This window comes from Kitasatospora sp. NPDC091207 (assembly GCF_044768625.1).
Taxonomy (GTDB): domain Bacteria; phylum Actinomycetota; class Actinomycetes; order Streptomycetales; family Streptomycetaceae; genus Kitasatospora.
In genome coordinates this window covers 95819-119027 of sequence record NZ_JBIVVS010000007.1, presented here as the reverse complement: position 1 = coordinate 119027, position 23209 = coordinate 95819, and the positions used below count along the sequence as shown (strand labels likewise).

General features: G+C 73.6%; 16 protein-coding genes and 2 pseudogenes. 7 read left to right on the top strand and 11 right to left on the bottom strand.

Annotation, left to right across the window (positions count from 1 at the left end):
* Positions 1-243: 243 nt before the first annotated feature.
* A complete protein-coding gene (locus tag ACIQTO_RS15085; protein ID WP_402388014.1) occupies positions 244-2187 on the top strand; it encodes a DUF1906 domain-containing protein in 1944 nt (647 codons plus the stop codon).
* Positions 2188-2325: 138 nt separating this feature from the next.
* On the opposite strand, the gene ACIQTO_RS15080 is transcribed toward ACIQTO_RS15085, so the two are convergent.
* Positions 2326-3669, bottom strand: a complete 1344-nt coding sequence (locus ACIQTO_RS15080) for a dicarboxylate/amino acid:cation symporter (RefSeq protein ID WP_402388012.1) — start codon at positions 3667-3669, stop codon at positions 2326-2328.
* A 430-nt stretch (positions 3670-4099) separates the two neighbouring features.
* On the opposite strand from ACIQTO_RS15080, the gene ACIQTO_RS15075 reads away from it, so the two are divergent.
* Positions 4100-5308, top strand: a complete 1209-nt coding sequence (locus ACIQTO_RS15075; protein WP_402388010.1) for an MFS transporter — start codon at positions 4100-4102, stop codon at positions 5306-5308.
* Positions 5309-5501: 193 nt separating this feature from the next.
* Positions 5502-5744, top strand: a pseudogene (locus ACIQTO_RS15070) (hypothetical protein); the annotation flags it as partial.
* Positions 5745-5773: 29 nt separating this feature from the next.
* On the opposite strand, the pseudogene ACIQTO_RS15065 reads toward ACIQTO_RS15070, so the two are convergent.
* From ACIQTO_RS15065 to ACIQTO_RS15045, 5 genes and pseudogenes are all read right to left on the bottom strand, one after another.
* Positions 5774-8734: pseudogene (locus ACIQTO_RS15065) on the bottom strand (SdrD B-like domain-containing protein); the annotation flags it as partial.
* Between the two features lie 75 nt (positions 8735-8809).
* On the bottom strand, positions 8810-9949 hold the full coding sequence (locus ACIQTO_RS15060; RefSeq protein ID WP_402388008.1) for a LacI family DNA-binding transcriptional regulator: 1140 nt from the start codon (positions 9947-9949) through the stop codon (positions 8810-8812).
* A 14-nt stretch (positions 9950-9963) separates the two neighbouring features.
* Complete coding sequence (locus tag ACIQTO_RS15055; protein ID WP_402388006.1) at positions 9964-10305, bottom strand: DUF4229 domain-containing protein; 342 nt, start codon at positions 10303-10305, stop codon at positions 9964-9966.
* A gap of 121 nt (positions 10306-10426) precedes the next feature.
* On the bottom strand, positions 10427-10954 hold the full coding sequence (locus ACIQTO_RS15050; RefSeq protein ID WP_402388004.1) for a GNAT family N-acetyltransferase: 528 nt from the start codon (positions 10952-10954) through the stop codon (positions 10427-10429).
* Between the two features lie 33 nt (positions 10955-10987).
* Positions 10988-12334, bottom strand: coding sequence for an MFS transporter (locus ACIQTO_RS15045; protein WP_402388154.1), 1347 nt, complete (start codon positions 12332-12334; stop codon positions 10988-10990).
* Between the two features lie 300 nt (positions 12335-12634).
* Between ACIQTO_RS15045 and ACIQTO_RS15040 the strand changes: the two genes are divergently transcribed.
* The gene (locus ACIQTO_RS15040; RefSeq protein WP_402388002.1) at positions 12635-13612 is read left to right on the top strand and encodes a GlxA family transcriptional regulator; all 978 of its coding nucleotides are present in this window, start codon (positions 12635-12637) and stop codon (positions 13610-13612) included.
* Positions 13613-13981: 369 nt separating this feature from the next.
* Here ACIQTO_RS15040 and ACIQTO_RS15035 read toward each other — a convergent pair whose 3' ends face one another.
* A complete protein-coding gene (locus ACIQTO_RS15035; protein ID WP_402388000.1) occupies positions 13982-14521 on the bottom strand; it encodes an ATP-binding protein in 540 nt (179 codons plus the stop codon).
* Between the two features lie 545 nt (positions 14522-15066).
* Between ACIQTO_RS15035 and ACIQTO_RS15030 the strand changes: the two genes are divergently transcribed.
* Positions 15067-15789, top strand: a complete 723-nt coding sequence (locus ACIQTO_RS15030; RefSeq protein ID WP_402387998.1) for a sigma-70 family RNA polymerase sigma factor — start codon at positions 15067-15069, stop codon at positions 15787-15789.
* Entirely contained in the window at positions 15786-16970 is a 1185-nt protein-coding gene (locus tag ACIQTO_RS15025; protein WP_402387996.1) for a zf-HC2 domain-containing protein, read from the top strand. The genes ACIQTO_RS15030 and ACIQTO_RS15025 overlap by 4 nt, the downstream gene beginning before the upstream one ends.
* A 54-nt stretch (positions 16971-17024) precedes the next feature.
* Here ACIQTO_RS15025 and purU read toward each other — a convergent pair whose 3' ends face one another.
* Together purU and ACIQTO_RS15015 are read right to left on the bottom strand one after the other, a co-directional pair.
* Positions 17025-17891 carry a formyltetrahydrofolate deformylase gene (gene purU, locus ACIQTO_RS15020; protein WP_402387994.1) on the bottom strand — a complete coding sequence of 289 codons (867 nt, stop codon included), beginning with the start codon at positions 17889-17891 and terminating at the stop codon, positions 17025-17027.
* A gap of 202 nt (positions 17892-18093) precedes the next feature.
* Positions 18094-18609: a hypothetical protein gene (locus ACIQTO_RS15015; RefSeq protein ID WP_402387992.1), complete on the bottom strand. Its 516-nt coding sequence runs from the start codon at positions 18607-18609 to the stop codon at positions 18094-18096.
* Positions 18610-18784: 175 nt separating this feature from the next.
* Between ACIQTO_RS15015 and ACIQTO_RS15010 the strand changes: the two genes are divergently transcribed.
* The gene (locus ACIQTO_RS15010) at positions 18785-20086 is read left to right on the top strand and encodes an ABC transporter substrate-binding protein (RefSeq protein ID WP_402387990.1); all 1302 of its coding nucleotides are present in this window, start codon (positions 18785-18787) and stop codon (positions 20084-20086) included.
* Positions 20087-20230: 144 nt separating this feature from the next.
* Here the strand turns inward: ACIQTO_RS15010 and ACIQTO_RS15005 are convergent, their stop codons facing one another.
* Positions 20231-21412 carry a hypothetical protein gene (locus tag ACIQTO_RS15005; protein ID WP_402387988.1) on the bottom strand — a complete coding sequence of 394 codons (1182 nt, stop codon included), beginning with the start codon at positions 21410-21412 and terminating at the stop codon, positions 20231-20233.
* Positions 21413-21585: 173 nt separating this feature from the next.
* Complete coding sequence (locus tag ACIQTO_RS15000) at positions 21586-22962, bottom strand: transcriptional regulator (RefSeq protein WP_402387986.1); 1377 nt, start codon at positions 22960-22962, stop codon at positions 21586-21588.
* Between the last annotated feature and the right edge of the window lie 247 nt (positions 22963-23209).

Here is a 23209-nt window from a genome sequence, read left to right as displayed (position 1 = left end):
TGGTCCCCCGTCCGCCCGGGGAGCCCTGCCACCGGAGCCGGACCACCGGCGCGCCGCTACGGCGCCGGTGCCGGACCGGGCGGTCCGGCGCGAGCGGAAAGCCGTTGTCGATCTGTCAGCCGTGATCCTTATGCTGTGCTGCCGTGCCCTCGGTCCGACGACCGGTACCCGGGCGCGGGACCAGTCGTGGGCCCGGCACCGCGCGGGCCCCGCCTCGCTTCCCACAGGGAGAATGACATCACCATGCATTCCGGCGCCCGCCGCCGAATACTCACCGCCCTCGGCGCGACGGCGCTCCTGTCCGTCGGCAGTCTGGGATCGGCGCAGGCCACGCCCGGCCCGTCGCCGGTCCCCACCAAGATCGTCTCCTACCTCGGCCACGCGTTCACGGTGCCGGCCGACTGGCCGGTCATCGACCTGACGGCCGATCCGACGGCCTGTGTCCGCTTCGACCAGCACGCCGTCTACCTGGGCACCCCCGGGTCCCGCCAGGACTGCCCCGCGCACCTGGTGGGCCGGACCGAGGCCCTGGTCGTGCAGCCGGGCACCGACGGTGCCCCGTCCGCCACGACCGTGTCGGAGATCGAGCGCGAGGTCCGCGCCACCGCTCCGGGCGTCACGGCCACCGGTGTGTACGGTGACGACCAGGCGCTGGTCCGGACGATCCTCGCCTCGGCCGGGTTCCCCGCCGACGCGGCGAAGAAGCCGGGGTCCGCCCGGACCACCAAGCCGTCCTCCCCGATCGCCGGCGCCCCTGCCGCCGGAGCCCCGGCCGCCGAGTCCGCCGCTGCCGCACCCGCGGCCGCCCCGGCCCCGCTGCCGGCCGACGCGACCAGGTACACGGGCAAGGGCTTCGACGCCTGCACGGCACCCGACTCCGCCGCGATGAGCACCTGGCGCGCCAACTCCCCCTACCAGGCCGTCGGCATCTACATCGGCGGGGCCGCCCGGGCCTGCAGCCAGCCCAACCTGACGTCCTCCTGGGTGCAGCAGCAGTACAACGCCGGCTGGCGCTTCATGCCGGTGTACGTCGGCGTCCAGGCCTCGAAGATCACCTCGCCGGCCACCCAGGGCACCGCCGCGGCCGACGACGCCGTCGCGCAGGCCACCGCCCTCGGCCTCGGCCGGGGCAACGTCCTGTACTACGACATGGAGTCCTACACCGTAGCGACGTACTCCGTCGCGGTGCAGCAGTTCCTGCACGCCTGGACCACCGAACTCCACGCGCTGGGCTACAACTCGGGCGTCTACAGCAGCGCCTCGACCGGCATCGCGGACGTGGTCGCGGCCGGCGCGAGCGGCAAGGGCTACGCCATGCCCGACGCGCTGTTCACCGCCCGGTGGAACGGTGCGGCGGACACCAACGACCCGGTGATCCCGAGCGCCGCCTGGGCCGGTCGCCAGCGGGTCCACCAGTACGACGGCAACGCCACCGAGACCTGGGGCGGCGTCAAGATCGACATCGACCGGGACTACCTCGACGTCCAGATCACCACCACGCCGAACGGCCGTCCGACCCAGCCGGGCATCTACCGCCCGAGCAACCAGACCTACGCGCTGGCCGACGGCGTCGGCAACCTCGTCAGCGCCGTGCCCTTCGGCTCGGCGAACGACGTTCCACTGACGGGGCACTGGAGCGGGCCGGGCCGGGACACCATCGGCATCTACCGGCCGAGCGCCGCGACCTTCTACCTCACCAACGACAACGCGACCGTCGCCCTCGCCGTCCCGTTCGGCGACGTCGGCGACATCCCGCTGGTCGGGGACTGGACCGGCCAGGGCCGGGACACCATCGGCATCTACCGGCCGAGCGCCGCGACCTTCTACCTCACCAACGACAACGCGACCGTCGCCCTCGCCGTCCAGCTCGGCGACGTCGGCGACATCCCGATGGTGGGCAACTGGAGCGGCACCGGCAAGGACACCGTCGGGATCTACCGGCCGAGCACGCACGGGTTCTACCTGAGCAACTCCAACACCTCGGTCGCCATCGACCACGCCGTCCCGTTCGGCAACACCGGTGACATCCCGGTCAAGGGCGACTGGAACGGGAGCGGGACGGAGAAGGTCGGCGTCTACCGGCCGAGCGCGGCGACCTTCTACGGCGCCTTCCAGGACGCCGGCGCGCCGCTCTACAGCCTCCGCTTCGGCGAGGCCACCGACACCCCGCTCACCGGCCGCTGGTGAGCCGGCGGTTCGGCGGGCCGCTGATCAGCTGATCCGCTGATCCGCTGATCCACCGAACCAACAGCAACGGCAACAACAACGCGAACGGGCCCTCTCCCCACGCCGGGGAGAGGGCCCGTTCGCCGTTGTCCGGGGCCGTCAGGCCGTGGCGGCCTTCGCGGAGGCCTGCGCCGGGATGGTGACCGCGGGGGCGTCCTCGTACAGGTCACCGTGCGGGTTGTTGTAGGCGACCAGGTCGAGGGTCTTCTCGCGGGCCGCCACCAGGACCGGCACGACGGCCTGACCGGCGACGTTGGTCGCGGTGCGGACCATGTCGAGGATCGGGTCGATGGCGAGCAGCAGGCCGACGCCCTCCAGGGGCAGGCCCAGGGTGGAGAGGGTCAGGGTCAGCATCACGATCGCGCCGGTGAGACCGGCCGTGGCGGCCGAACCGATCACCGAGACGAAGGCGATCAGCAGGTAGTCCTTGATGCCGAGGTCGATGCCGTAGACCTGGGCGACGAAGATCGCGGCCAGCGAGGGGTAGATCGCGGCGCAGCCGTCCATCTTGGTGGTCGCGCCGAAGGGCACGGCGAACGAGGCGTACTCGCTCGGGACGCCGAGGCGCTCGGTGACGCGGCGGGTGACCGGCAGGGTGCCGACCGAGGAGCGGGAGACGAAGGCCAGCTGGATGGCGGGCCAGGCGCCCTTGAAGAAGTTCACCGGGTTGAGGCCGCCGACGAACTTGAGCAGCAGGGAGTAGACCACGAACAGCACCAGCGCGCAGCCGACGTAGACGTCGATGGTCAGCGTGGCGAAGGGCTTCAGCAGGTCCCAGCCGTACTTGGCGACGGACTTGCCGATCAGGCCCAGGGTGCCGAGCGGGGAGAGCCGGATGATCCACCAGAGGGCGGTCTGGACGAGCTCCAGGACGGACTCGCTGAGCTTGAGGACGGGCTCGGCCTTGCTGCCCAGCTTGATGATCGCCGCGCCGGTCACGACCGCCAGGAAGACGATCTGGAGGACCTCGACCTCGGTGAAGGCCGTGACGATGTTGGTCGGGAAGATGCCGGTCAGGAAGTCGATCCAGCTACCGGTGGACTTCGGCGCCTTGAGGCCCTCGGTCTTCAGGTCGGTGCCCTGGCCCGGGTTGGTCAGCAGGCCCAGGCCGAGGCCGATCGCGACGGCGATCAGCGAGGTGATCAGGAACCAGAGCAGCGTCCGGGCGGCCAGCCGGGCCGCGTTGGTGACGTTGCGCAGGTTGGCGACGGACACCACGATCGCGGTGAACACCAGCGGCGGGACGGCCAGCTTGAGCAGCTGGACGAAGATCTTGCCGATGGTCTCCAGGGTGGTGGCCAGCCAGGAGATGTCGGCGGCGCGGGCCAGGTAGCCGAGGCCGACACCGAGCACGAGGCCGGCGACGATCTGGACCCAGAACGGGGTCTTGCGGATTCTGGCGAGCACGGACGGCGACGAGGTCGCCTCAGGCGCTGTGGACATGACGGTGCGGCTCCGGGGAGGGCGTTGCTGACGGTGAGGTGAGGCGAGGAAGGCGGCACGGCGGGTGGGCCGGACGGGGAGGACTCGGCCCCGTCAGGGGCGTGCCGCCTGGATACAGCTCATGGCACGACAACGGCGCGGGCTGTCCACGGCACCCGTCAGGCGGCAGGCGCGGGCGGCGGTGGGCAGTGAGCCCAGGCCGTGCATCCGAGCTGCTCCTGAGGTGGTCATGGCCGGTACGTTAGCAGTAAAGGTTTGAGATGTTCAAAGTACTTGTTTGAGATGTGGACCGCGCAAGGGTAAATCCGGACACGAACGAGGCTGACGCACCATCAGATCTTCCGGACGGCCCGATTGACCGCTCAGCGGTTATACGTATAACTTGGACGGCAGCCGCCACCCACCCCTGCCCCGACCCGGAGAACCGTCCATGGGCTATCTCGCCCTGCTCCGCGCCCCGCACGTCAGCCGTCTGCTCTTCGGCACCCTGCTCGGCCGCCTGCCCGCCGGCATGACCGCCCTGGTGATCGCGCTGGCCCTGCGCGAGGCCGGCACCCCCTACAGCCGGATCGGGCTGGCCACCGCCGCCTACGCGATCTCGGCCGCCGTGGGCGGTCCGGTGCTGGGCCGGATCGTGGACCGCACCGGGCAGCCGCGGGTCCTGCTCCTGTCCGCCGTGGTCGCGGGTGGCGGGTACGCCCTGCTGGCGCTCGCGCCTGGCTCGGCGCTGGCCGCGCCGGTCGGCGCCGCGATCGCCGGACTGGCGATGCCGCCGCTCGAACCCTGCCTGCGCTCGCTCTGGCCGGATGTCGTCGACGAGGAGCAGCTCGACACCGCGTACGCCTTCGACTCCGCCTCGCAGCAGATCCTCTATGTGGCCGGCCCGCTCGCGGTGGCCGGGATCGCGGGCGTGTTCAGCCCGGTCGCGGCGCTCTGGGTGGCGGCCGGGCTGGGGCTGGCCGGGGCCCTGGTCGTGGCCACCGCCGGACCGGCCCGGTCCTGGCAGGCACCGCCGCGCGCGCACTCGGCCGGCCTGCTCGGTCCGCTCCGCTCCCCGGGTCTGGTCCTGCTGCTGGTCGGCCTGGCCGGCGCCGGCTGGGCGGTCGGCGCCCAGAACGTCCTGTTCATCGCCTACGCGGAGGCGCACGCGGGCGGTCTGCCGGGCGGCGCGGGGACGCTGCTGGCCCTGGCCGCGCTGGGCGGACTGCTCGGCGCGCTCGGGTACGGGGCGGTCCGGTGGCGCAGCAGCACGGCGACCCGCACCTGGGTGATGGCGCTCGGGATGGCCTTCACCTACCTGCCCCTGGTTCTGCTGCCCGGGCCGTACGCGATGGCCGCGCTGGCCTTCCTGTCCGGGGTCGGGCTGGCGCCGCTGCTGGCGGCCGCGTTCGTCCTGGTCGCGGAGCTGGCCCCGGTCGGCACGGTCACCGAGGCCTTCGCCTGGCTGGTGACGCTGTTCGCGACCGGCAACTCGCTCGGCTACGCCGTCTCCGGCAACCTCGCGGAGGGCTCGCTGCGGCCGGTGGCGCTCTGCGCGGCCGGCGGGATCGGTCTGGGCGGGCTGCTGCTGTTCGGCACCCGCCGCTGGTTCCAGCCGCTGCCGGTGGCCGCGGTGGCGCAGCCGGTACCGGTGGGCTGAGCCCCACCCCCCAGGACGTGATCGCGCCCGTCGGACCGGGTGGTCTGGCCGACGGGCGCGATCACTTCTCTCCGGGCTCACCCGTCAGGGTGGCCCGGACCTCGATCAGCTGTGGCGGCCAGGGCCTCCCCGGGCGACCAGGAGGAGCAGCAGGCCCGCGCCGAGGACGGCCGCGCCGAGCAGGGCCGCGAGGGTGCCGACCCCGCCACCGGTGCCGGGCAGCTCGCCGCCGTGGCTCGGTGTCGGGTGCGGCGGGCGCGGCGAGTGCGTCGGCGACCAGGGCTCACCCGTGGACGAGGACGGCGAGGGCGAGGGCGACCACGACGGGGACCACGACGGCGAAGGCGTGGGCGAAGGCGTGGGCGTCGGAGAAGGCGTGGGCGTCGGAGAAGGCGTGGGCGACGGCGACGGCGTGGGCGACGGCGATGGCGACGGAGAAGGCGTCGGCACCACCACCCCCAGGTCGAGGTCGAGATCCCGCGCCCCGCCGGCCAGCCGGACCACCTGGGTGGCACCGGTCGCCGGGTCGGCGTCGGAGTCCAGGGCCGGGTCGGTCCCGGCCGCCCGCCGCGTCACCGTGGCGTCCTTCGGGAGCGTCGCCAGGTCGAAGCGGACGGCGTACTCGCCGTCCGGCAGCCGCTCGAACAGGTAGTGCCCGCTCGCGTCGGTCACCGTCTGGACCGGCTTGCCGTCCTTGTCCCGCAGGACCCGGCCGGAGCCGTCCAGCAGTTCGACCCGTACGCCGGGCAGACCGGGTTCGCCGGGCTGCTGCACGCCGTCCTTGTTCAGGTCGTTCCAGACGAAGTCGCCGAGCGCGTTGTCCGGCGGGGTCGGCCACTCCACGCCGACGCCGACCTTGGCGGGCTCGGCGGGCAGCAGTGGCCGGCCCTCGGCGTCGGTCGCGGAGTAGGCGAAGCTGTTCCAGGCGAAGTCGGCCTCCCCGGCGTCGATCGACGCGGTCATCGACCAGGTGAGCGTGAACTGGCCGCCGGACTCCAGCGCGCCGGGCCGACGCACCCGGAACCAGGTCGCCGCCCCCGGTCCGGGGAACGTGCCGCTCCACTGCGCACCGGCGTCGCACGGCCCGGGCACGGCGAACTCGCCGGGCAGACAGGGGTTGGCGGAGGTGGTGTACTCGATCACCACGGTCGGATCGCTCGCGACCAGCGGCTGCACCAGTGACGGTGTCCAGGCGGAGCCGCGCGGGGTGTCGGGGCGCAGCACGTAGCCGTCGCCGGGGACCGGCAGCTTGTCGTAGGCGACGAAGTCGGTCACCGGGTCCGGGGAGTCGTTGCGGACGGTCATCCGGTAGGAGATCTGCCCGCCCGGGGTGGCCGTGCCGGTGCTGCCGTAGTCGGCGTCCCGGTCGCCCTTGACCTCCTTGTAGGCCCGCAGCACGGCCGGCACCTGCACCTCCACCTGCGAGGACGCGTGGCAGAGCGTCTCGGTGGTGTCGCCGTCGCGGTCGAGGTCCCGGGTGTCGACGACACCGGTGTCGTTGCCGTAGTAGAAGCAGGCCACCGGCGGACCGGAGCCGTCGGCCGTCACGTAGACGTCGTTGGTGAGCTCACCGGGCCGGGCACTGCCGGCCACCTGGACGTCGATCAGGGTCCGGTAGGCGAGGTTGTCGTGCAGGTAGGTCATGTCCGGGCTGCCCGCGGGCCAGGTCATCCTCAGCAGCTGGCGGCCGTCGGGGCCGGGCAGGACGGCGACCTCGGAGGGCGCCACCGAGTCGGGCCAGCCGGTGTCGCGGCGCGCGGAGCCCTCGACGTAGACCATGCCGGGCGGGAGCAGGTCATAGAGGACGAGCGGGCGGTCGAGGGTGCGGCCGGTGTGGTTGTAGGGGATCACCTGGAAGGTGGCGGTCGCGCCGGGCGACAGCACCGCGCCGGCGACGGTGGTCTTCGCCGCGCCCAGGTTGGTGGCGGCGGTGACGGTGGAGTCCGCGCAGGCGCTCGCGGCCGAGGTCACGCCGCCGGCGTCGGTGCCGAGGACGTCGACGCAGTTGTGCAGCGGCACCGGCGCGGGCCGGCCGTCGAGACCGGGGGTGATCACCTGGGCGAGCACCTGGACGCCGCTGCCGGGGCTCCAGCCGGTGGGGATCGGACCGGTCCAGGTGAACCTCAGGCCGTCCAGCCGGCGGCCGGCCGGGATGCCGAGGACGTCACCCGCCGGGTCGCCGGCCCCCTGCGCGAAGGTGACGCGGCGGGAGGAGGAGCCGTCGAAGGGGCTGCCCGGGGTGAACGGGAGCCAGCCGGCGTCACCGTCGAGGCGGTACTCCAGCAGCAGGCCGATCGAGGTCGGGTTCCACGCCTCGAGCTGGATGGACTGCGGGGCGAGCCAGTTGTAGAGGTCGGCGGTGGTGCCGCTGCCGGGGTCGGTCATCACCAGGCTGGTGACGGGGGCGGCCACGTTGTCGGGGCGGAGGCTGAAGGAGGCGATGTCCCCGGACACCGCGCTCTGCCACACCTTGGAGGCGGAGACCTGAACGCCGGTGACGGGCGGCTGGAAGACCGGGGTGATGGTGTCGGCGGTGGAGAGGTCGCGCTCGGGCTCGGCGCCGAGCGGGTCGCCCTTGAGCACCACGTCGTTGGGCGCGGTGGTGCCGCTGGGGAAGGCGTCCTCGGGGTAGTAGACGACCAGCACGCCGGGAATCCGGCAGCCGGCCTGGCCGTTCCCGGCCCGGAAGGCCCCGTTGTCGTAGACCCAGGTGGTGGAGCCGGGCGGGTTCTGGACCCAGCCGGGCGAACGGCCGGTGTCGACGACGGCGCCCGCCGGCAGGGTGTCCACCAGCCGGCTGGCGTCCAGGTCGACGTTGGGCACGCCCGTGTTGGAGCAGGCGCTGAACTGGTAGGTCACCAGCCGGCCGTCCTGGCTGCTGCCCTGGACGCCCTTGGTGACGGTGTAGGCGGGCTGGACGACCGCGGTGGTGTCGGCGGTCCCGGTCAGTGGCTGCTCGCCGTCGGCGGTGAGGGTGGCGGAGTTGGTGCTCCGCGTCCCGTTCGCGGTGGAGAAGTTGGGGTACTTGAGCACGACCGTGATGGTGGCGGTGGTGCCCGGGGTGAGGTCCTTGAGCTTGATCGTCATGGTGGCGCCGACGGTGCCGGCGGCGGGCACGGTCGATCCGGCGACATCGACCGTCGACGGGTCCGGGGTCCAGCCGACGAACTCCATCCCGGCCGGCAAGGTGTCGGTGATGAGCCCGTTGGCGCAGTCCGTCACCGAGCAGGTGTAGCGCAGGGTGTAGGTGACGTTCTCGCCCGGCGCCGGGGTGGCCTTGTCGACCGTCTTGGTGAAGGTGACGGCGGCCTCGGCGGTCGGGGCACCGAGGGTGCCGGTGAGCAGGGTGCCGCCGAGCAGCCCGAGGGCGGCGGCAAGCCGTGCCAGGCGTGGCAGGCGTGGAGGTCTGGATCGGAGCGTCCGCATGGCGAAATCTCATCGTCTGTTAATTCGCCCGGCGGTGCGGCACGAGACAGTCTGACGGTATTTCACTCGTTCGAACTAATCCGAACGGACGCTTCCGGGAGCCGAGCCGCCGGCGGTGGTCGCGACCGCCGTCGAGGAACGCAGCACCAGCGAGGTCGCCAGCGGCGGCACCGGCGCGACCGGCTCGCCGCGCAGCAGGTCCGCGAGGGCGGCGACCCCGGCCCGGCCCAGCTCCTCGCCGGGCAGGTCGACGGTGGTGAGCGGCGGGGTGAGCAGCTCGGCCACCGGGATGTTGTCGATCCCGACCACCGAGAGGTCCGCCGGGACGCGCAGGCCCAGTTCGGCGGCCGCCTGGTAGACCCCGGACGCCACCACGTCGTCGTCGCAGATCACCGCGTGCGGACGGTCCGGGCGCTCCAGCAGCAGGCGGGCGGCGGTGCGGGCGGCGGGCTGGCCCTCGTTGAGGCTGACGCCCAGCTCGACCACCTCCAGGCCGAACGCCTCGGCGGCCCGCTCGAACGCGGCCTGGCGGACCCGGAAGGTGTAGGCGGAGTGGGTGGAACGCAGCCGGCCGATCCGCCGGTGGCCCAGCCCGGCCAGGTGCTCGACGGCGGCGCGCATCCCGCCGGCCACGTCCAGCTCGACGGTCGGGCGGGCCCGGTCGGTGCCGGGGTCGGCGTCCAGGAAGACGGCGGGGGTGTCGGAGGGCAGCGCACCGAGCTGGCTGTCGTCCGGGGAGCAGATCAGCAGGCCGTCGAAGCGGCTGGTGGTCGCCGCGTCGGCGAGCGTGGCGCTCCCCCAGCCGGAGCTGACCACGACGGCCAGGCCGTGCCGGCCGGCCTCCTCGTGGACGCCCTCCAGCACCCGGCCGAAGAACGGTCCGAGGATGTTCGGCACGGCCAGCAGGATCATGCCGCTGCGACCGAGACGCAGTTGCCGGCCGGCCGCCTGCGGGCGGTAGCCGAGGCCGCGGGCCGCCTCCCGGACGCGTTCACGGGTGGCGTCCGAGACCCGGCGGCCGGCCTCGGAGCCGGAGAACACCAGCGAGACGGTGGCCTGCGAGACCCCGGCGAGCCGTGCCACGTCCCGCCCGGTGGGCTTGCGGACCGGGGCCGGCCAGGTACCGCTGACGCTCTCGCCCCGCGACGGGGCGGGCTCGGCCGACGGCTCGGCCGACGGCTCGGGCGGCGACGGCTCGGGATCGGGGGCGGGCACGGCGGCGGAGCGGATCAGCCCTGCAGGGCGGTCGCGCGCGCGGCGTCGTCGGCCGCGTCCTCCTCGGCGTTCTGGCTGGCGATCCGCGCGGCCGTCCGGTTGCGGATGCCGTCGACCCGGCCGGAGATCTGGGCCGACATGTCGTCGCGCTGCCGGCTCAGCAGCACGTAGCTCAGCGGCGCCGAGACCACGGCGGCCACCAGGAACAGGAAGATCGCGCCGCTCTGCCCCTTGACCGGGATGACCTGGAAGTGGCCCAGCAGCAGGGCGGCCAGCAGGCAACCGAGGAAGATGCTGACCCGCATGGAGGTGTAACGGAGCGTCGCGTGGGACTTGTTGCTCACCTTGCTGCTCACGGAGGACACATCCTTAGTCTGCGCGGGGACCGGGCCGGTCTCCCAGTGAAGCATGCCCGACGGACGGCGCGGGGAACGGGTCACCCGTCCCCCGCCGCCGGCGTCCGGGCGGCCCCTGCCGTCAGCGCAGGTCGAGCCACATCGTGACGTCGTCGCGGTCGTCCCCGGGAGCCACCCGGATCGCGGCGGGGACCCTCCCGACCTCGGTGTAGCCGCAGCGGCCGTAGAAGGTCTCCAGGCCGAGGCCGCCGCGCAGGGTCAGCCGCAGCCCCTCCAGTCCCCAGGCCCGGGCCACCCGCTCGGCCTCGGCCATCAGGTCGGCGCCGTAACCGCGCCCCTGGAAGTCCGGGTGGACCATGACGCGCTTGAGCATCCGCCAGTGCTCCATCAGGCCGAACCGCATGGAGTCGAAGAACAGCAGGGCGGCCAGCCGGCCGCTCTCCACCTCGTGGGCGATCAGCAGCCGGTCCGGCCCGGCCGGCGCGATGCCGGCGAACTGCGCGTCGGCGGTCTTCCAGACCTCGTCCGCCGTGACCGGCGCCACGAAGCCGACCGCGCCGCCGGCGTTGGTGACGTCGGTCCAGAGCCGGACGATGTCGGAGCACAGCTCGGGGCCGGGCTCGGGGTCGAGGGTGAAGGCAAGCGTCATGACCGCCGAGCCTAGCCGCCGGTCACGACGGGCTCACGGCGCGAGGACCGCGGCCGGCCGGCCGGCGGTGGACCCCCGCAGGGCCAGGCAGAGCACCACGGCGACCGCGCAGAGCCCGCCGGCCGCGTACCAGGCGAGGTCGTAGGTGCCGAGGGCGTCCCGGGCGAGGCCGGCCAGCCCGGCCACCGCGGCCGCGCCGAGCTGGTGGCAGGCCAGCACCCAGCCGAAGACGATCGGCGCGTCGTCGCCGAAGTGCCGGCGGCAGAGCGCGACGGTCGGCGGCACGGTGGCCACCCAGTCCAGGCCGTAGAAGATCACGAAGGCCAGGATCGGCGGCTCCAGCGAGCCCGCGAACAGCTGCGGCAGCACGAGCAGCGAGAGCCCGCGCAGCGCGTAGTAGGAGACCAGCAGGGTCCGGGAGTCGAAGCGGTCGGTGAACCAGCCGCTGGCTATCGTCCCGATCACGTCGAAGATCCCGATCAGGGCCAGCAGGCTCGCCGCCGTGGTGACGGGCAGGCCGTGGTCGTGGGCGGCCGGGATGAAGTGGGTGCCGACCAGGCCGTTGGTGGTCGCGCCGCAGATCGCGAAGGAGGCCGCGAGCAGCCAGAAGGCGCGACTGCGGGACGCCTCCCGGAGCACCCGCAACGAGCGGGCCAGCGCCCGGTTGTCCGCCGCCGGCGCGGGCGGCGCCTCCGTCGCGCCGTACGGGAACAGGCCGAGGTCGGCGGGCCGCTCGCGCATCAGCAGCAGCACCGGGACGGCGACGGCACTGGCCGCCAGCGACACGACGACGACCGCCGAGCGCCAGCCGTGCTGCTCGACCAGCCAGGCGCCGACCGGCAGGAAGATCAGGTTGCCGGCCGCGCCGGCGGCCGTGAGGACACCGGTGACCAGCCCCTGGCGGGCGCGGAACCAGCGCCCGGTGACGGTGGTGGCGAACGCACCGGCCATCGAACCGCTCCCCAGGCCCACCAGCACGCCCCAGCAGAGCACCAGTTGCCAGGGCTCGCGCATCAGCATGGTGAGCCCGGAGCCGACCGAGATGGTCAGCAGCGCGCAGACCACCACCAGACGGACGCCGAAACGGTCCATCAGGGCGGCGGCGAAGGGGGCGGTGAGGCCGTAGAGGGCGAGGTTGACCGAGGTGGCGCTGGAGATCGTCCCCATCGACCAGCCGAACTCGTTGTGCAGCGCGTCCATCATCAGGCTGGGCGCGGAACGGAATCCGGCCGACCCGAGCAGCACCAGCAGGGAGACGGCGGCGACCACCCAGGCGTAGTGCAGCCGGGGCCGGCCGGCCCCGCCCGCCCGCGGGAGGGCGCCGGCAACGGGGCCCTTCGTGAGGGCGGCGCCCGGGGCGGCAGCGGGACCCGGGGCGATAGCGGGGCCCGGTGTGGGGGCGGGGCCCGGTGTGGGGGCGGGGCCCGGTGTGGGGGCGGGGCCCGGTGTGGGGGCGTTGCGTTCGTTCACCCGGCCGAGTCTCCCCAACCGTGCGAATCACCACGAGTGGCCTGACTGCCAGCTTTCGCAAGAATCAGGCCAGCGGCCCGGCGTACGCTGGTCGCCGGCCCCGGCCGTGGGGCCGGGGAACGCAAACCCGCATCGGACCCCGGACACCGGACCTCGGGCACCGCTCGCCGGACGCCGGGGCGGCCGACGGAGAACGGAAGGACGGACGCGGTGGCGCACAAGGTCGCGGTACTGGCACTCGACGGGGTGATCGCCTTCGAACTGGGCATCCCCGCAAGGATCTTCGAGTCGGCCAAGGACGCCGACGGCGTCCCGCACTACCAGGTGGCCACCTGCACCGTGGACGGCCGGCCCGTCCCCACCAGTACGGATTTCCGGGTCGCCGTCGACCACGGGCCCGAACTCCTGGAGTGGGCCGACACCGTGGTGCTCCCGGCCTCCGCCGACCCGGGCCCGCGGCAGGTCGACGCCGACCTCCGCCCCGCCCTGACCGCCGCCCTCGCCAGGATCCGGCCGGGCACCCGGCTGGTGTCGATCTGCACCGGTTCCTTCGTACTGGCGGCCGCCGGCCTGCTGGACGGGCGCCCGGCCACCACCCACTGGCGCTACACCGAGCGGTTCGCCGCCCTGTACCCGAAGGTCCGGCTCGATCCGGACGTCCTGTTCACGGACGACGGCGACGTGCTCACCTCGGGCGGGGTGGCGGCCGGCATCGACCTCTGCCTGCACATCGTGCGCCGTGACCACGGCAGCGCGGTGGCCAACGCGGTGGCCCGTTCCTGCCTGGTGCCGCCGTGGCGCGAGGGCGGCCAGAAACAGTACGTGGAAGTCCCCCACCCGGCCGTCGACACGGGCGCCGGTGCCGCGGCCGTCCGCGCCTGGGCGCTGGAACACCTGGACCAACCGCTCCCCCTGCGCCGGCTCGCCGACCGGGCGGGCATGAGCGTGCGGACCTTCACCCGGCGGTTCCGCGAGGAGACCGGCAGCAGTCCGGGCGAGTGGCTCACGGTGCAGCGCACCGAGCGCGCCCGCCAGCTGCTGGAGAGCTCGGACATGACGATCGATCAGGTCGCCCGGGAGTCCGGCTTCGGCACGGCGGCCTCGCTCCGGCTGCGACTGCGCGGGCGCCTGGACGTCGCACCGAGCGCGTACCGGCGCACCTTCCGATCAGTGGAACAGTCACACTGACGGGCGGGCGGCCCGGCCGGCGGGTGACCGGAACCGGCCCCTCGACGTGGACGAATTGGATGACGGCGGACCGCACGCACCCCGAGCACGGCACGGCCCGCCGCCATCCAATCGCGAAGCACGGGCCCTGAACCCGCGCAAAGCCCACCGCACTCGCCAAGGAGCCACCGCGCGATCGACGTACCACGGCCCCCCTGCTGACACGATCCCCCTGGACAGCAGCACCGCAGTGGCGTTCGGGTGTTCCCTCGGCGTCCCCTCGCAACGGAGAGCTGCTCCCAAGAGTGATCAGTCGGATACGTCACGTCAATGGGTTGTCCGAAATTCGGAATGGTTGCGTCAGGTTTCGGCCCGTTGACCGTCGGACCGTCACTGGGCCAGCGCGGCCCAGTCCACGGCGGTCAGCGGGTCCACCGGCCGGGCGTCGGCGCCGATCTCGCACCAGACCCGCTTGCCCGAACCGTCCGGATACCAGCCCCAGCGGTCGCAGAGCAGCTCGACCAGCTCCAGACCGCGCCCGTTGGTGGCGTCCGCGTCCGCGCCCGCGTGCCGGGGTGCGGGGGCGGCCTGGCTGGCGTCCGCGACCTCCACCCGGAGCGGGCCGACGGCGGCCGCCTCGCGCACCGCGCCGCCGCAGCCCGTGCCGTGCGCCGGGGAGCCGTCACCCACCGGGGGACCGCCACCCGCGGCGGATCCGTCGATCGGGAAACAGAGCCTCAGGACGGCCGGACAGCCGGTGTGCACCACGGCGTTGGTCACCAGCTCGGAGACCACCAGCACCACCGTCTCGGCGATCGGCGCGTCCGGGTCCACCCCGTGGTTGAGCAACCGTGAGCGCACCCAGCGGCGGGCCCGGCCGACCTCGGCGGGGTCCGCCCGCACCGCAAGCTGTACCTGAAGAACCTGCACCGCTCCACCACCCGCACTCGCAGTTCGGCCGTCGTCTCGATCGGGCCGGGTCGTCCAGCCGGCTGGTCCCGGCACACGCCGGGCCGCCGCAGGCCGGGCCGCCGTACGTCACACCCGGTACGTCGTGCCCACGCCATCTCGTCCGTCGCGCTCCGGCTGCGACACGAATACGCCTCAGGATGGTTCGACGGGCGGACCGCAGCAAGCGCTTCGGGCATATTCCAGCGATCGGGGGACAGGGCAGTGCATACTGTCCCGTTCACTCTGGCGAGCCTCGTACCGGCGATCGTCCGGCCCGGGGCCGACCGGCCGGACACGCAGTGGCGAACCTACCGCCGGACGCCCCGGACGCGACGCCCGCCACTCGCGAACCACCCGTGCGACATATGTCCAACGGCCTTCGAACAACGGGATCGACGGCAGATCCCACCATGTGACGATCCGAAACCGCGCGTTCCCTTCCGCGCCGAATCCGCCCGCTCCCGGAAGGCCGCAGGATAGCGTTGGACACGGCACCGAACCCCACGGCAGGAGGGTGGTTACCGATGGCCACCCCCGGCAGCGCCCCGCGCTGGGACGAACAGCTCCAGCGGCGCCTCGCCCGGGGCGAGGAGACGGCGCTGGGCGAACTGTACGACCAGCTCGCCCCGATGGTGCACGGGCTGGCCGGGCGGATACTGGCCGACCAGGCCGCCGCCGCCCAGCTCACCCGCGAGATATTCGCCCATGTCTGGGAGCACCCCGAGGCCTTCGACCCCGCCCAGGGTTCGCTCCGCTCCTGGCTGGGCGCCCTGACGCACAGCCGCGCGGTCGACCGCCTGCGGGTCCGGCGCGCCGCCGAGGGCACGGACGGCACCGGCGGCACGGGCCTGCTCGGCGGCCCCGCCGAGGAGGAGATCCGGGCCGTGGCCACCGCCGCCCGCGTCCAGTACGTGGTCGACTCCCTGCCGCAGAGCCTGCGTGAGACCATCGCGGTGTCGTACTACGACGGCCGTACGTACCAGGAGACGGCCCGCCGGCTCGGGATCAGCGAGCAGACCGCCAAGCAGCGGATGCGGCTCGGCCTGGAGCTGCTGGCCACCGAACTCGCCGAGGAGCGCGCCCACCAGCGGGAGGCGGGCCGCCCCGACTGCCGGCGCCACGACGGGTGCGGCGGCGGGCCGCGCCAGGACACCCCGCAGCACGGGGGACAGCAGGACGACGGACGGCAGCACGGCGCGCAGCGGCACGACGGGCGGCGCCACGGGAACGAGGGCGGGGGCACGTGACGATCACCGAGGAGCAGCACGAGGCCCTGCGCTCGCTGCTCGGCGCCTGGGCCCTGGGCGCCTGTCCACGGCGCGAGGCCGCCGAGTTGGAGCAGCACCTGCGGACCTGTCCGGCCTGCGCCGAGGAGGCGGCCCGGCTCCGGGACGCGGCCGGCTGGCTCTCCGCCGACGAACCGCTCGACCAGCCCGGCCCGCTGCGCCAGCAGGTCCTCGACTGGTGCCTGACCCGGCGCCCCGCCGAACTGCCCGTCCCCGCCTGGGGCGTGCCCTACACCGCGGAGACCGCCAAACTCGACGCGCTGCTGCGCGACCTCGGCCCGGAGGAGTGGCAGGAGGTCGCCGAACTCCCGTGGCACGGCGGCACCGAGTACCTACGCCCGGCCGAGGTGCTCTGTCATCTGGCCGCCGTGGACGGCTACGTGGCACTGGCCCTCGGTCTGCCCGACCCCGTCCCGGGCAGCGGCGCACCGGCGGCCGACCGCCGGGTACCGCCGCAGGACCCGGCCCCGCCGCTCCCCCGGGTGCCCCGGCAGAGCGGCCCGCCGTGGGCCGGCATCACCGAGCGCACCGCCCGGCTGACCGCCGAGCAGGCCGGCCAGCCCCCGCAGCGGGTCCGGGCCCGGTGGCGTCGGCACTGTCACGAGCTGGTCCGCACCGCCGCGCTGGCCCCGCAGGGCAACACCCTGGTGGACTTCGGCTTCGTGACCGTCCCGCTGCGCGACGCCTTCGTGGACCGGGCCTTCGAGTGTTACGTCCACGGCGAGGACGTGGCCCGGGCGGTCGCCTACCCGTACGCCCCGCCGGCGCCGCAGCACCTGCGGCAGATGGTCGACCTGGCCGTCCGGATGCTCCCGGCGGCGCTGGCGGGGTTGCGCGCCTCCCGGCCCGAACTCGCCGGGGCGCCCGCGGGCAGGTCGCCCGAGGGCGGGGTCCGGACCGGCCGGCAGGTGCGGCTGGTGATCGACGGACCGGCCGCCGGCGAGTGGCTGATACCGCTGGACGGGCCGGAGTACGGCCCGCCCCGTGGTGAGCCGGTGGCCTCGATGGTCCTGGACGGCCTGGAGTTCTGCCAGTTGGCCGCCGCGCACCGCGACCCGGACCGGGTGCCGGTCGGCGAGCACGGTGACCGGGCCGCGATCCGCGAGGTGCTCCGGGCGGCGCCGCTGCTGTCCCGCCCGTAGCCACCCCGGAGGCCCGGCCGTACGAGGCCGGTCCCGCCCAGGTCCTGTCCGGACCTACCCGAAGACCACCGTGCGGGTGCCGTTGAGCAGCACCCGGTGCTCGCTGTGCCACTTCACCGCGCGGGCCAGTGCCTGGCACTCGACGTCCCGGCCGAGCGCCACCAGCTGGTCCGGGGTGATGTCGTGGCTGACCCGGGCCACCTCCTGCTCGATGATCGGGCCCTCGTCGAGGTCGGCGGTGACGTAGTGCGCGGTGGCGCCGATCAGCTTCACCCCCCGGGTGTGGGCCTGGTGGTAGGGCTTGGCGCCCTTGAAGCTCGGCAGGAAGGAGTGGTGGATGTTGATCACCTTGCCGGACAGCGCGGTGCAGAGCTCGTCCGAGAGCACCTGCATGTAGCGTGCCAGCACGACCAGTTCGACGTTCTCCTTGGCCACCAGGTCGAGCAGCTGCTGCTCGGCCTCGGCCTTGTTGTCCCGGGTGACCGGGATGTGGTGGAACGGGATGCCGTAGCCCTCGGTGAGGTCGCGGAACTCGGTGTGGTTGGAGACCACCGCGGCGACCTCCACCGGCAGCGCGCCGAGCCGGGTGCGGAACAGCAGGTCGTTCAGGCAGTGGCCGAACTTGCTGACCATCAGGACGATCCGCATCCGCTCCTCGGACGGGTGGATCTGCCAGTCCATCCCGAACGAGGCGCCGATCGCGGCGAAGCTGGCCCGCAGCTTGTCCGCGGTCACCGGCTCGGCCGCGGAGAAGTGCACCCGCATGAAGAACAGTCCGGTCTCCGAGTCCCCGAACTGCTGGCTGTCGATGATGTTGCAGCCGGTCATGAAGAGGTAGCTGGAGACCGCGTGGACGATGCCCTGCTTGTCGGGGCAGGACAGCGTGAGGACGTACTGGGCGCTGGCTGTCTGCTGTTCCACGGTGGGGATGTCCCGTTCTGAGGTCGTGCCGTTGGTGAGTGGTCCAGCGTGTCACATCCTGGACAGCGGCCGTCCCGCTGCCCGCACTGCGGGACGGCCCGGCCCCCGGCCGTGCGCCGGGAGCCGGGCCGGGGCACGGCGGACACCGCCGGGACGGCGCCCGGCCGAATCTGGACGGGACCGGGGCGAGGTCTGGACGGGGTCAGGACGAGGTCAGGATGCGCAGCACGTCCAGCGAACGCGGCGGGGCGTCCGGGTCCTCGCCGTCGTTGACCGCCAGCTTGACGTGGGCCTCGCGGGCCGCCCGGACCGCCTCCGGCCAGCCGTGGTGGCCCAGGTAGGCGGAGGCCGGGGCGTCGGCGCCGACCTGGTGCAGGATCCGGACCACCCGCAGCACCGCCACGTCCACCACCGAGGCCTCGGCCGAGTCCCGGAAGATCGTGCCGACGTACTTCTCGGCGGACCAGCGGTCCAGCCAGGTGTCCTCGACCAGCCGGTAGACGGCGTCGGTCACATCACCGAAGCCCTCCCGGCCGGAGAGCCAGGTCTCCTGCTGGAACCCGGGGTCGGACAGCATGTGCAACGCCGAGCGCAGTCGGGCTCGCCAGCGCCACCAGGGCAGGTCGTTGAGCGGCATGCCGCCCATCGTGCTGGAGCGGTGGCCCGGACGAGAAGGGTTTCGGGAAGACCGATACGAAGAATCTGTGCTGGCGGACATGGAGAACGATCGTACGTTCCCCGGGACAGTTCGTGCTCTACTCCCGATCTACACGCGTCCCCGCTCGGAGTTAGGGCGCCATTTGCCGTCCGTTCGCTCTTCTGCCCTCTCGGCTTGCGACGCCCCGGCTTGGCTGGTGCCGGTGCGCAGTAGAGCGCCCCGGGAGGGAAGACCGATGACCAGCCGAAGGGGCTCGTCCCAGGCCCAGAACGCGATCGCGGCACGGCGCAACCGCCGCCCGATCGTCGCAGCCGCCGTCACTGCGGCGCTGCTCCCAACCCTCTTCTCGGCCTCCGCGTGCGGCGGACCGGCCGACGCCGCCACCGGTGGTGGCGAGCTGACCGTGATGACCTGGGCCCCGTCCGGCACCGGCTCCGCCGACCGGCCCGGCATGACGGCCCTCGCCGAGGCCGTCGGCCGGGACATCAACGCCAAGGGCGGTCTGAACGACCGCCCGATCCGGGTCCTGACCTGCAACGAGCACAACACCGCGGACGGGGCCGCGGCCTGCGCCCAGCAGGCGGTGGACGCCAAGGCGGTCGCCGTGCTCGGCTCCTACAGCCAGTACGGGGACAGCTTCATGCCCGTCCTGGAGCGGGCCGGCATTCCGCTGATCGGCGGGTACGGGCTCTCCCAGCCCGAATTCAGCAGCCCGCTGTCGTACCCGGTGGGCGGCGGCCTGCCGGCGCTGATCGGCGGCAGCGGCCGGCAGCTGGTGGAGGCCGGCTGCAAGGCCGTCGCGCTGGTCCGGCCGGACACCCCGGCCGGCGACAACCTGCTCGGTTACCTGGCCAACGCGCTCAAGCCGGCCGGGATCAAGCTGCTGGACGTCAAGGCGCCCGAGCAGTCCGCCGACTACACGCCGGTCGCCCGCAAGGCGATCGGCAAGGACGAGCCGGCGAACTGCATCACCTCCGCCCTGGCCGCCGAGCCGACCGGCAACCTGCTGGACTCCTACCGTCGGCTGAGCCCGAAGAACACCCGGATCGCCTCGGTGATCGGCAGCGTCCAGCAGTCCGTGGTCGACTCCACCGGCGGCGACAGCGGGCCGCTGGCCGGTGCCTACGTCACCAGCTGGTACCCGCCGGAGTCCGCCAAGATCTGGGACGCCCTGCGCTCGGTGGTGCACGGCGACTCCGCCGGCGGCCGGAACGTCGACGTCTCCGACCCCGGGGTGCAGACCACCTGGGTCGCCTACGAGGTCTTCCGCCAGGTGTCCGAGCGGCTGGCCGCCGCCGGGCGGCCGCTCACCGCCAAGACCGTGACCGCGCTGCTGGACGGCGGTGAGCAGATCGACGTCGGGCTCACCCCGCCGCTGAACTGGGGTACCACCAACATGCTGCCCAGCACCGAGTCACCGCGGCTGGTCAACACCTGGGTGACCTACCAGGTGGTCAAGGGCGGACGGATGACCCTGCAGCAGCCGGGCTTCGTGGACGTCCGCTGGGTGCTCACCGGGAGCCGGCCGCCGGCCTGACCGCGGGCGCCCGGCACGGGCCGGACCGGTCGCCCGGTTCCGGCCCCTCGGGCTGCCCGCCCACCGGGCGCACGCGCCCCGGCGGGGTCCAGCCGGAAGGCCGGGTCGGAGCACCGGGTCAGAGCGCCGGGTCGGAGCGCCAGGTCAGAGGTCCCCGTCGCTGCGGGTGGCCAGGCCGGTCTGGCCGGCGATGGTGTTCCAGAGGCCGGAGGCCTGCTTCTTCGCGTTGGTGGCGGTACCGCTGGCCTGGACCGCGTTCTTGTAGTGCTGGTTGTCGATCTTCTTGGGGTCGCAGGCGCTCTGCGCGTCCCCCGCCCAGGCCGCGTACTCGTCGTCGGCCGTCGCCGAGGCCTGCCAGGCCGCGTTGAGCTGCTCGACCAGCTGCGGGCCGCTGGGCAGCTTGTCCGTCTTGAGGGCGGCGAGCTTGGTCTGCAGCTCCCGGCGCTTGCCGGCGGCGTCGGTCAGTGCCTGCTGGGACTCGGGCAGCTTGTCGCACTTCTGCACCGAGCCGACCGCGCCGATCACCGCCTGGCGGCTGTCGTTGGCGGTGCCCAGCAGGTCGGACAGGGCCTGGGCCTGGGCCTTGACCTCCGGGCTGACGGTCGCCGCCGTGCCGCTCGCGGCCGGCGGAGCGCCGGCCGGGCTGCTGCCGGTGACCACCGGGGCGGCCTGCTTGTCCTGGCCGGTCTTCCCGTCGTCGCCGCTCATCAGGACGGCGACCAGGACGCCGGCCGCCACGCAGCCGGCCACCACCCCGCCGATGATCAGCTTGCCGGAGGACCGCCCGCCGCCGCGGTTGGCGACCAGGGCGGTGGGGTGGTCCTGCCCGCCGTACCCCTGCGGGGCCGGGTACTCCTGCGGGGCCTGCTGGTAGACCGGGTAACCCTGGTCCGGCTGCTGCGGGTAGCCCTGGTCCGGCTGCGGGTAGCCCGGGGCGGGCTGCGGGTAGCCGGGCTGCACCGGGTGACCGCCCGCCTGCGGATCCCCCGAAGGGTAGGGCGGCAGGTACTGCGTCTCCGGCGCCTGGCCGGGCTGCGGCGCCCCGTACCCGGGCTGCGGTACGCCGCCCCACGAAGCGCCCTGGGCCGGAATGGCCTGGGTCGGCAGCGCGTGCGCGCCCTCACCGAGGTACTCCGGCTGCCCCGACGGCTGCCCGGCCGGCGGGAAGTGCGGCTGCCCGGCCGGCGGCTGCTGACCGGGCAGGCCGGACTGCTGGGGCGGCTGCTGGCCCTGGGCGCCCGGCGCCGGTGGCTGACCGGGCTCGGGGCGGAACAGATCGTCCAGGTTGAAGTCACCCGAATTGGGGTACGAGCGGCGCTGGCTCAACGCGATTCCTCACCTGTGCACGACCGCGCGCTGACGGCGGACCACATCTCGTCGGTTCTTGGGGGCATCACAGTTCCTTGGACGTCGCGCCCACGCTACCGGTTCACCGAACCGGGTGACCACGTGGGCGGTCCATCCCTCACCGGCCCCTCACGCGCCGCGCGGCGCCCCGCTCAGGCGGCCTCCGCCTCGGCCCGGGCCTGGAACTCGCGAACCACCCGCTGCTCCCGGAACGGCTCCAGCCGGCGCCGGAACTCGTCCAGGTACTCGACGCCCCGGTTGGACCGCAGCCCGCTCAGCAGCCGGACCGCCTGCGCGCCCGTCTCGCAGGCCCGCTCCAGGTCCCGCTGCTGCAGCTGGGCCGTCGCCAGCAGCACCAGGTCCACCGCGCGGCGCCGGACCCTGGTCGGCGGGTGCAGGTCGAGCGCCCGGCGGGCGTAGTGCTCGGCCGGTCCGGCCTGCTCCAAGTCCCGGTGGCAGTGGGCCAGCTCGTCCGCCAGGTAGGCGTCGTCGAAGTGGACGATCCAGTCCGGGTCGTCCTCCGGTCGGCGCCTCTCCATGGCCTCCAGCGCCTTGGCGGCCACCGCCTCGCAGGAGCGGGCGTCGCCGAGCAGGGCGTGGCCGCGCGCCTCGGCCGCGTAGAACATCGCCATCGCCGTCGGGGTGGCCACCGAGCGGGCCCCCTCCTGCGCGGCGCGGGCGAGTTGGGCGATCTCCCGGGGGTTGCCGAGCGTCGCCGCCAGGTGGCTCATCGAGGCCGCGAGCACATAGCCGCCGTAGCCGCGGTCGTCGGCCGCCTGGGCGAGCCGGAGCGCCTGGATGTAGTAGCGCTGGGCCAGCCCCGGCTGCCCGGTGTCCACCGCCATGTAGCCGGCCAGCTCCGTCAACCGGGCGACCGCCGCGAAGAGTTGCCGCCCGGTCTCCTCCCGGTAGGCGCCGCCGAGCAGACCGGAGACCACGCTGTTGAGGTAGTGGACGACCACCGGGCGGACGTGCCCGCTGCCGAAGCGGTGGTCGAGGTCGACCAGCATCGCCGTGGTCGCCTTGATGGCCGCGACGTCCGTCGGGCCGACCCGCGGCCCGCCGGTCCGTGCCACCACCGGGTCGGGCGGGGTGATCAGCCAGTCCCGGCTGGGCTCGACCAGGGCGGAGGCCGCCACCGTCGCGCCGGTCAGGAAGTCCCGCCGGCCGACATCGCTGCGCCAGAGCTCACAGACCTGCTCCAGCGCGGCGTTCAGCGTCGGCGCGAACTGCAGCCCGATCCCGGAGCTGAGGTTCTTGCCGTCGGCCATGCCGATCTCCTCGACCGACACACCCCGCCCCAGCTTGCGCCCGAGCGCTTCGGCGATGACCGCCGGTGCCTGTCCGCGCGGCTGCTGGCCACGGAGCCAGCGCGCGACGGACGTCTTGTCGTACCGCAGGTCCAGGCCGTGCTCGGCCCCGCAGAGGTTGACCCTCCGCGCCAGGCCGGCGTTCGAGCAGCTGGCCTCCTGGATCAGCTGCTGCAGACGCTCGTTGGGCTGTCGTGCGACAAGTGGTCTCGCGGCCATTGGCTTCGCCTCCCCACACCCTCCGGTCCCGGCCGGCGGGCGACGATTCTGCTGATCTGTTGCCGACTGTCCGACCGTCCAAGGAATCTGACACCAGGTTAGCGATCAGCAACGCCACCGGGATACCCACGGTGACGATCCCCACCCCCCACGCGCCCTGGTCAATGCTCCCGTGCGCCCCCACTGCGCCCACCCCCGCCCACCCCAACTCGGTTGTCTCACCGGTTCGGGTGACAATTGCCGCCGC

Bases quoted from the DNA above. Each gene is read 5' to 3' on its own strand.
- ACIQTO_RS15085 (WP_402388014.1), top strand. From the start codon at position 244: ATGCATTCCGGCGCCCGCCGCCGAATACTCACCGCCCTCGGCGCGACG.
- ACIQTO_RS15080 (WP_402388012.1), bottom strand. From the start codon at position 3,669: ATGTCCACAGCGCCTGAGGCGACCTCGTCGCCGTCCGTGCTCGCCAGA.
- ACIQTO_RS15075 (WP_402388010.1), top strand. From the start codon at position 4,100: ATGGGCTATCTCGCCCTGCTCCGCGCCCCGCACGTCAGCCGTCTGCTC.
- ACIQTO_RS15050 (WP_402388004.1), bottom strand. From the start codon at position 10,954: ATGACGCTTGCCTTCACCCTCGACCCCGAGCCCGGCCCCGAGCTGTGC.
- ACIQTO_RS15030 (WP_402387998.1), top strand. From the start codon at position 15,067: ATGGCCACCCCCGGCAGCGCCCCGCGCTGGGACGAACAGCTCCAGCGG.
- ACIQTO_RS15015 (WP_402387992.1), bottom strand. From the start codon at position 18,609: ATGTCCGCCAGCACAGATTCTTCGTATCGGTCTTCCCGAAACCCTTCT.
- ACIQTO_RS15010 (WP_402387990.1), top strand. From the start codon at position 18,785: ATGACCAGCCGAAGGGGCTCGTCCCAGGCCCAGAACGCGATCGCGGCA.
- ACIQTO_RS15000 (WP_402387986.1), bottom strand. From the start codon at position 22,962: ATGGCCGCGAGACCACTTGTCGCACGACAGCCCAACGAGCGTCTGCAG.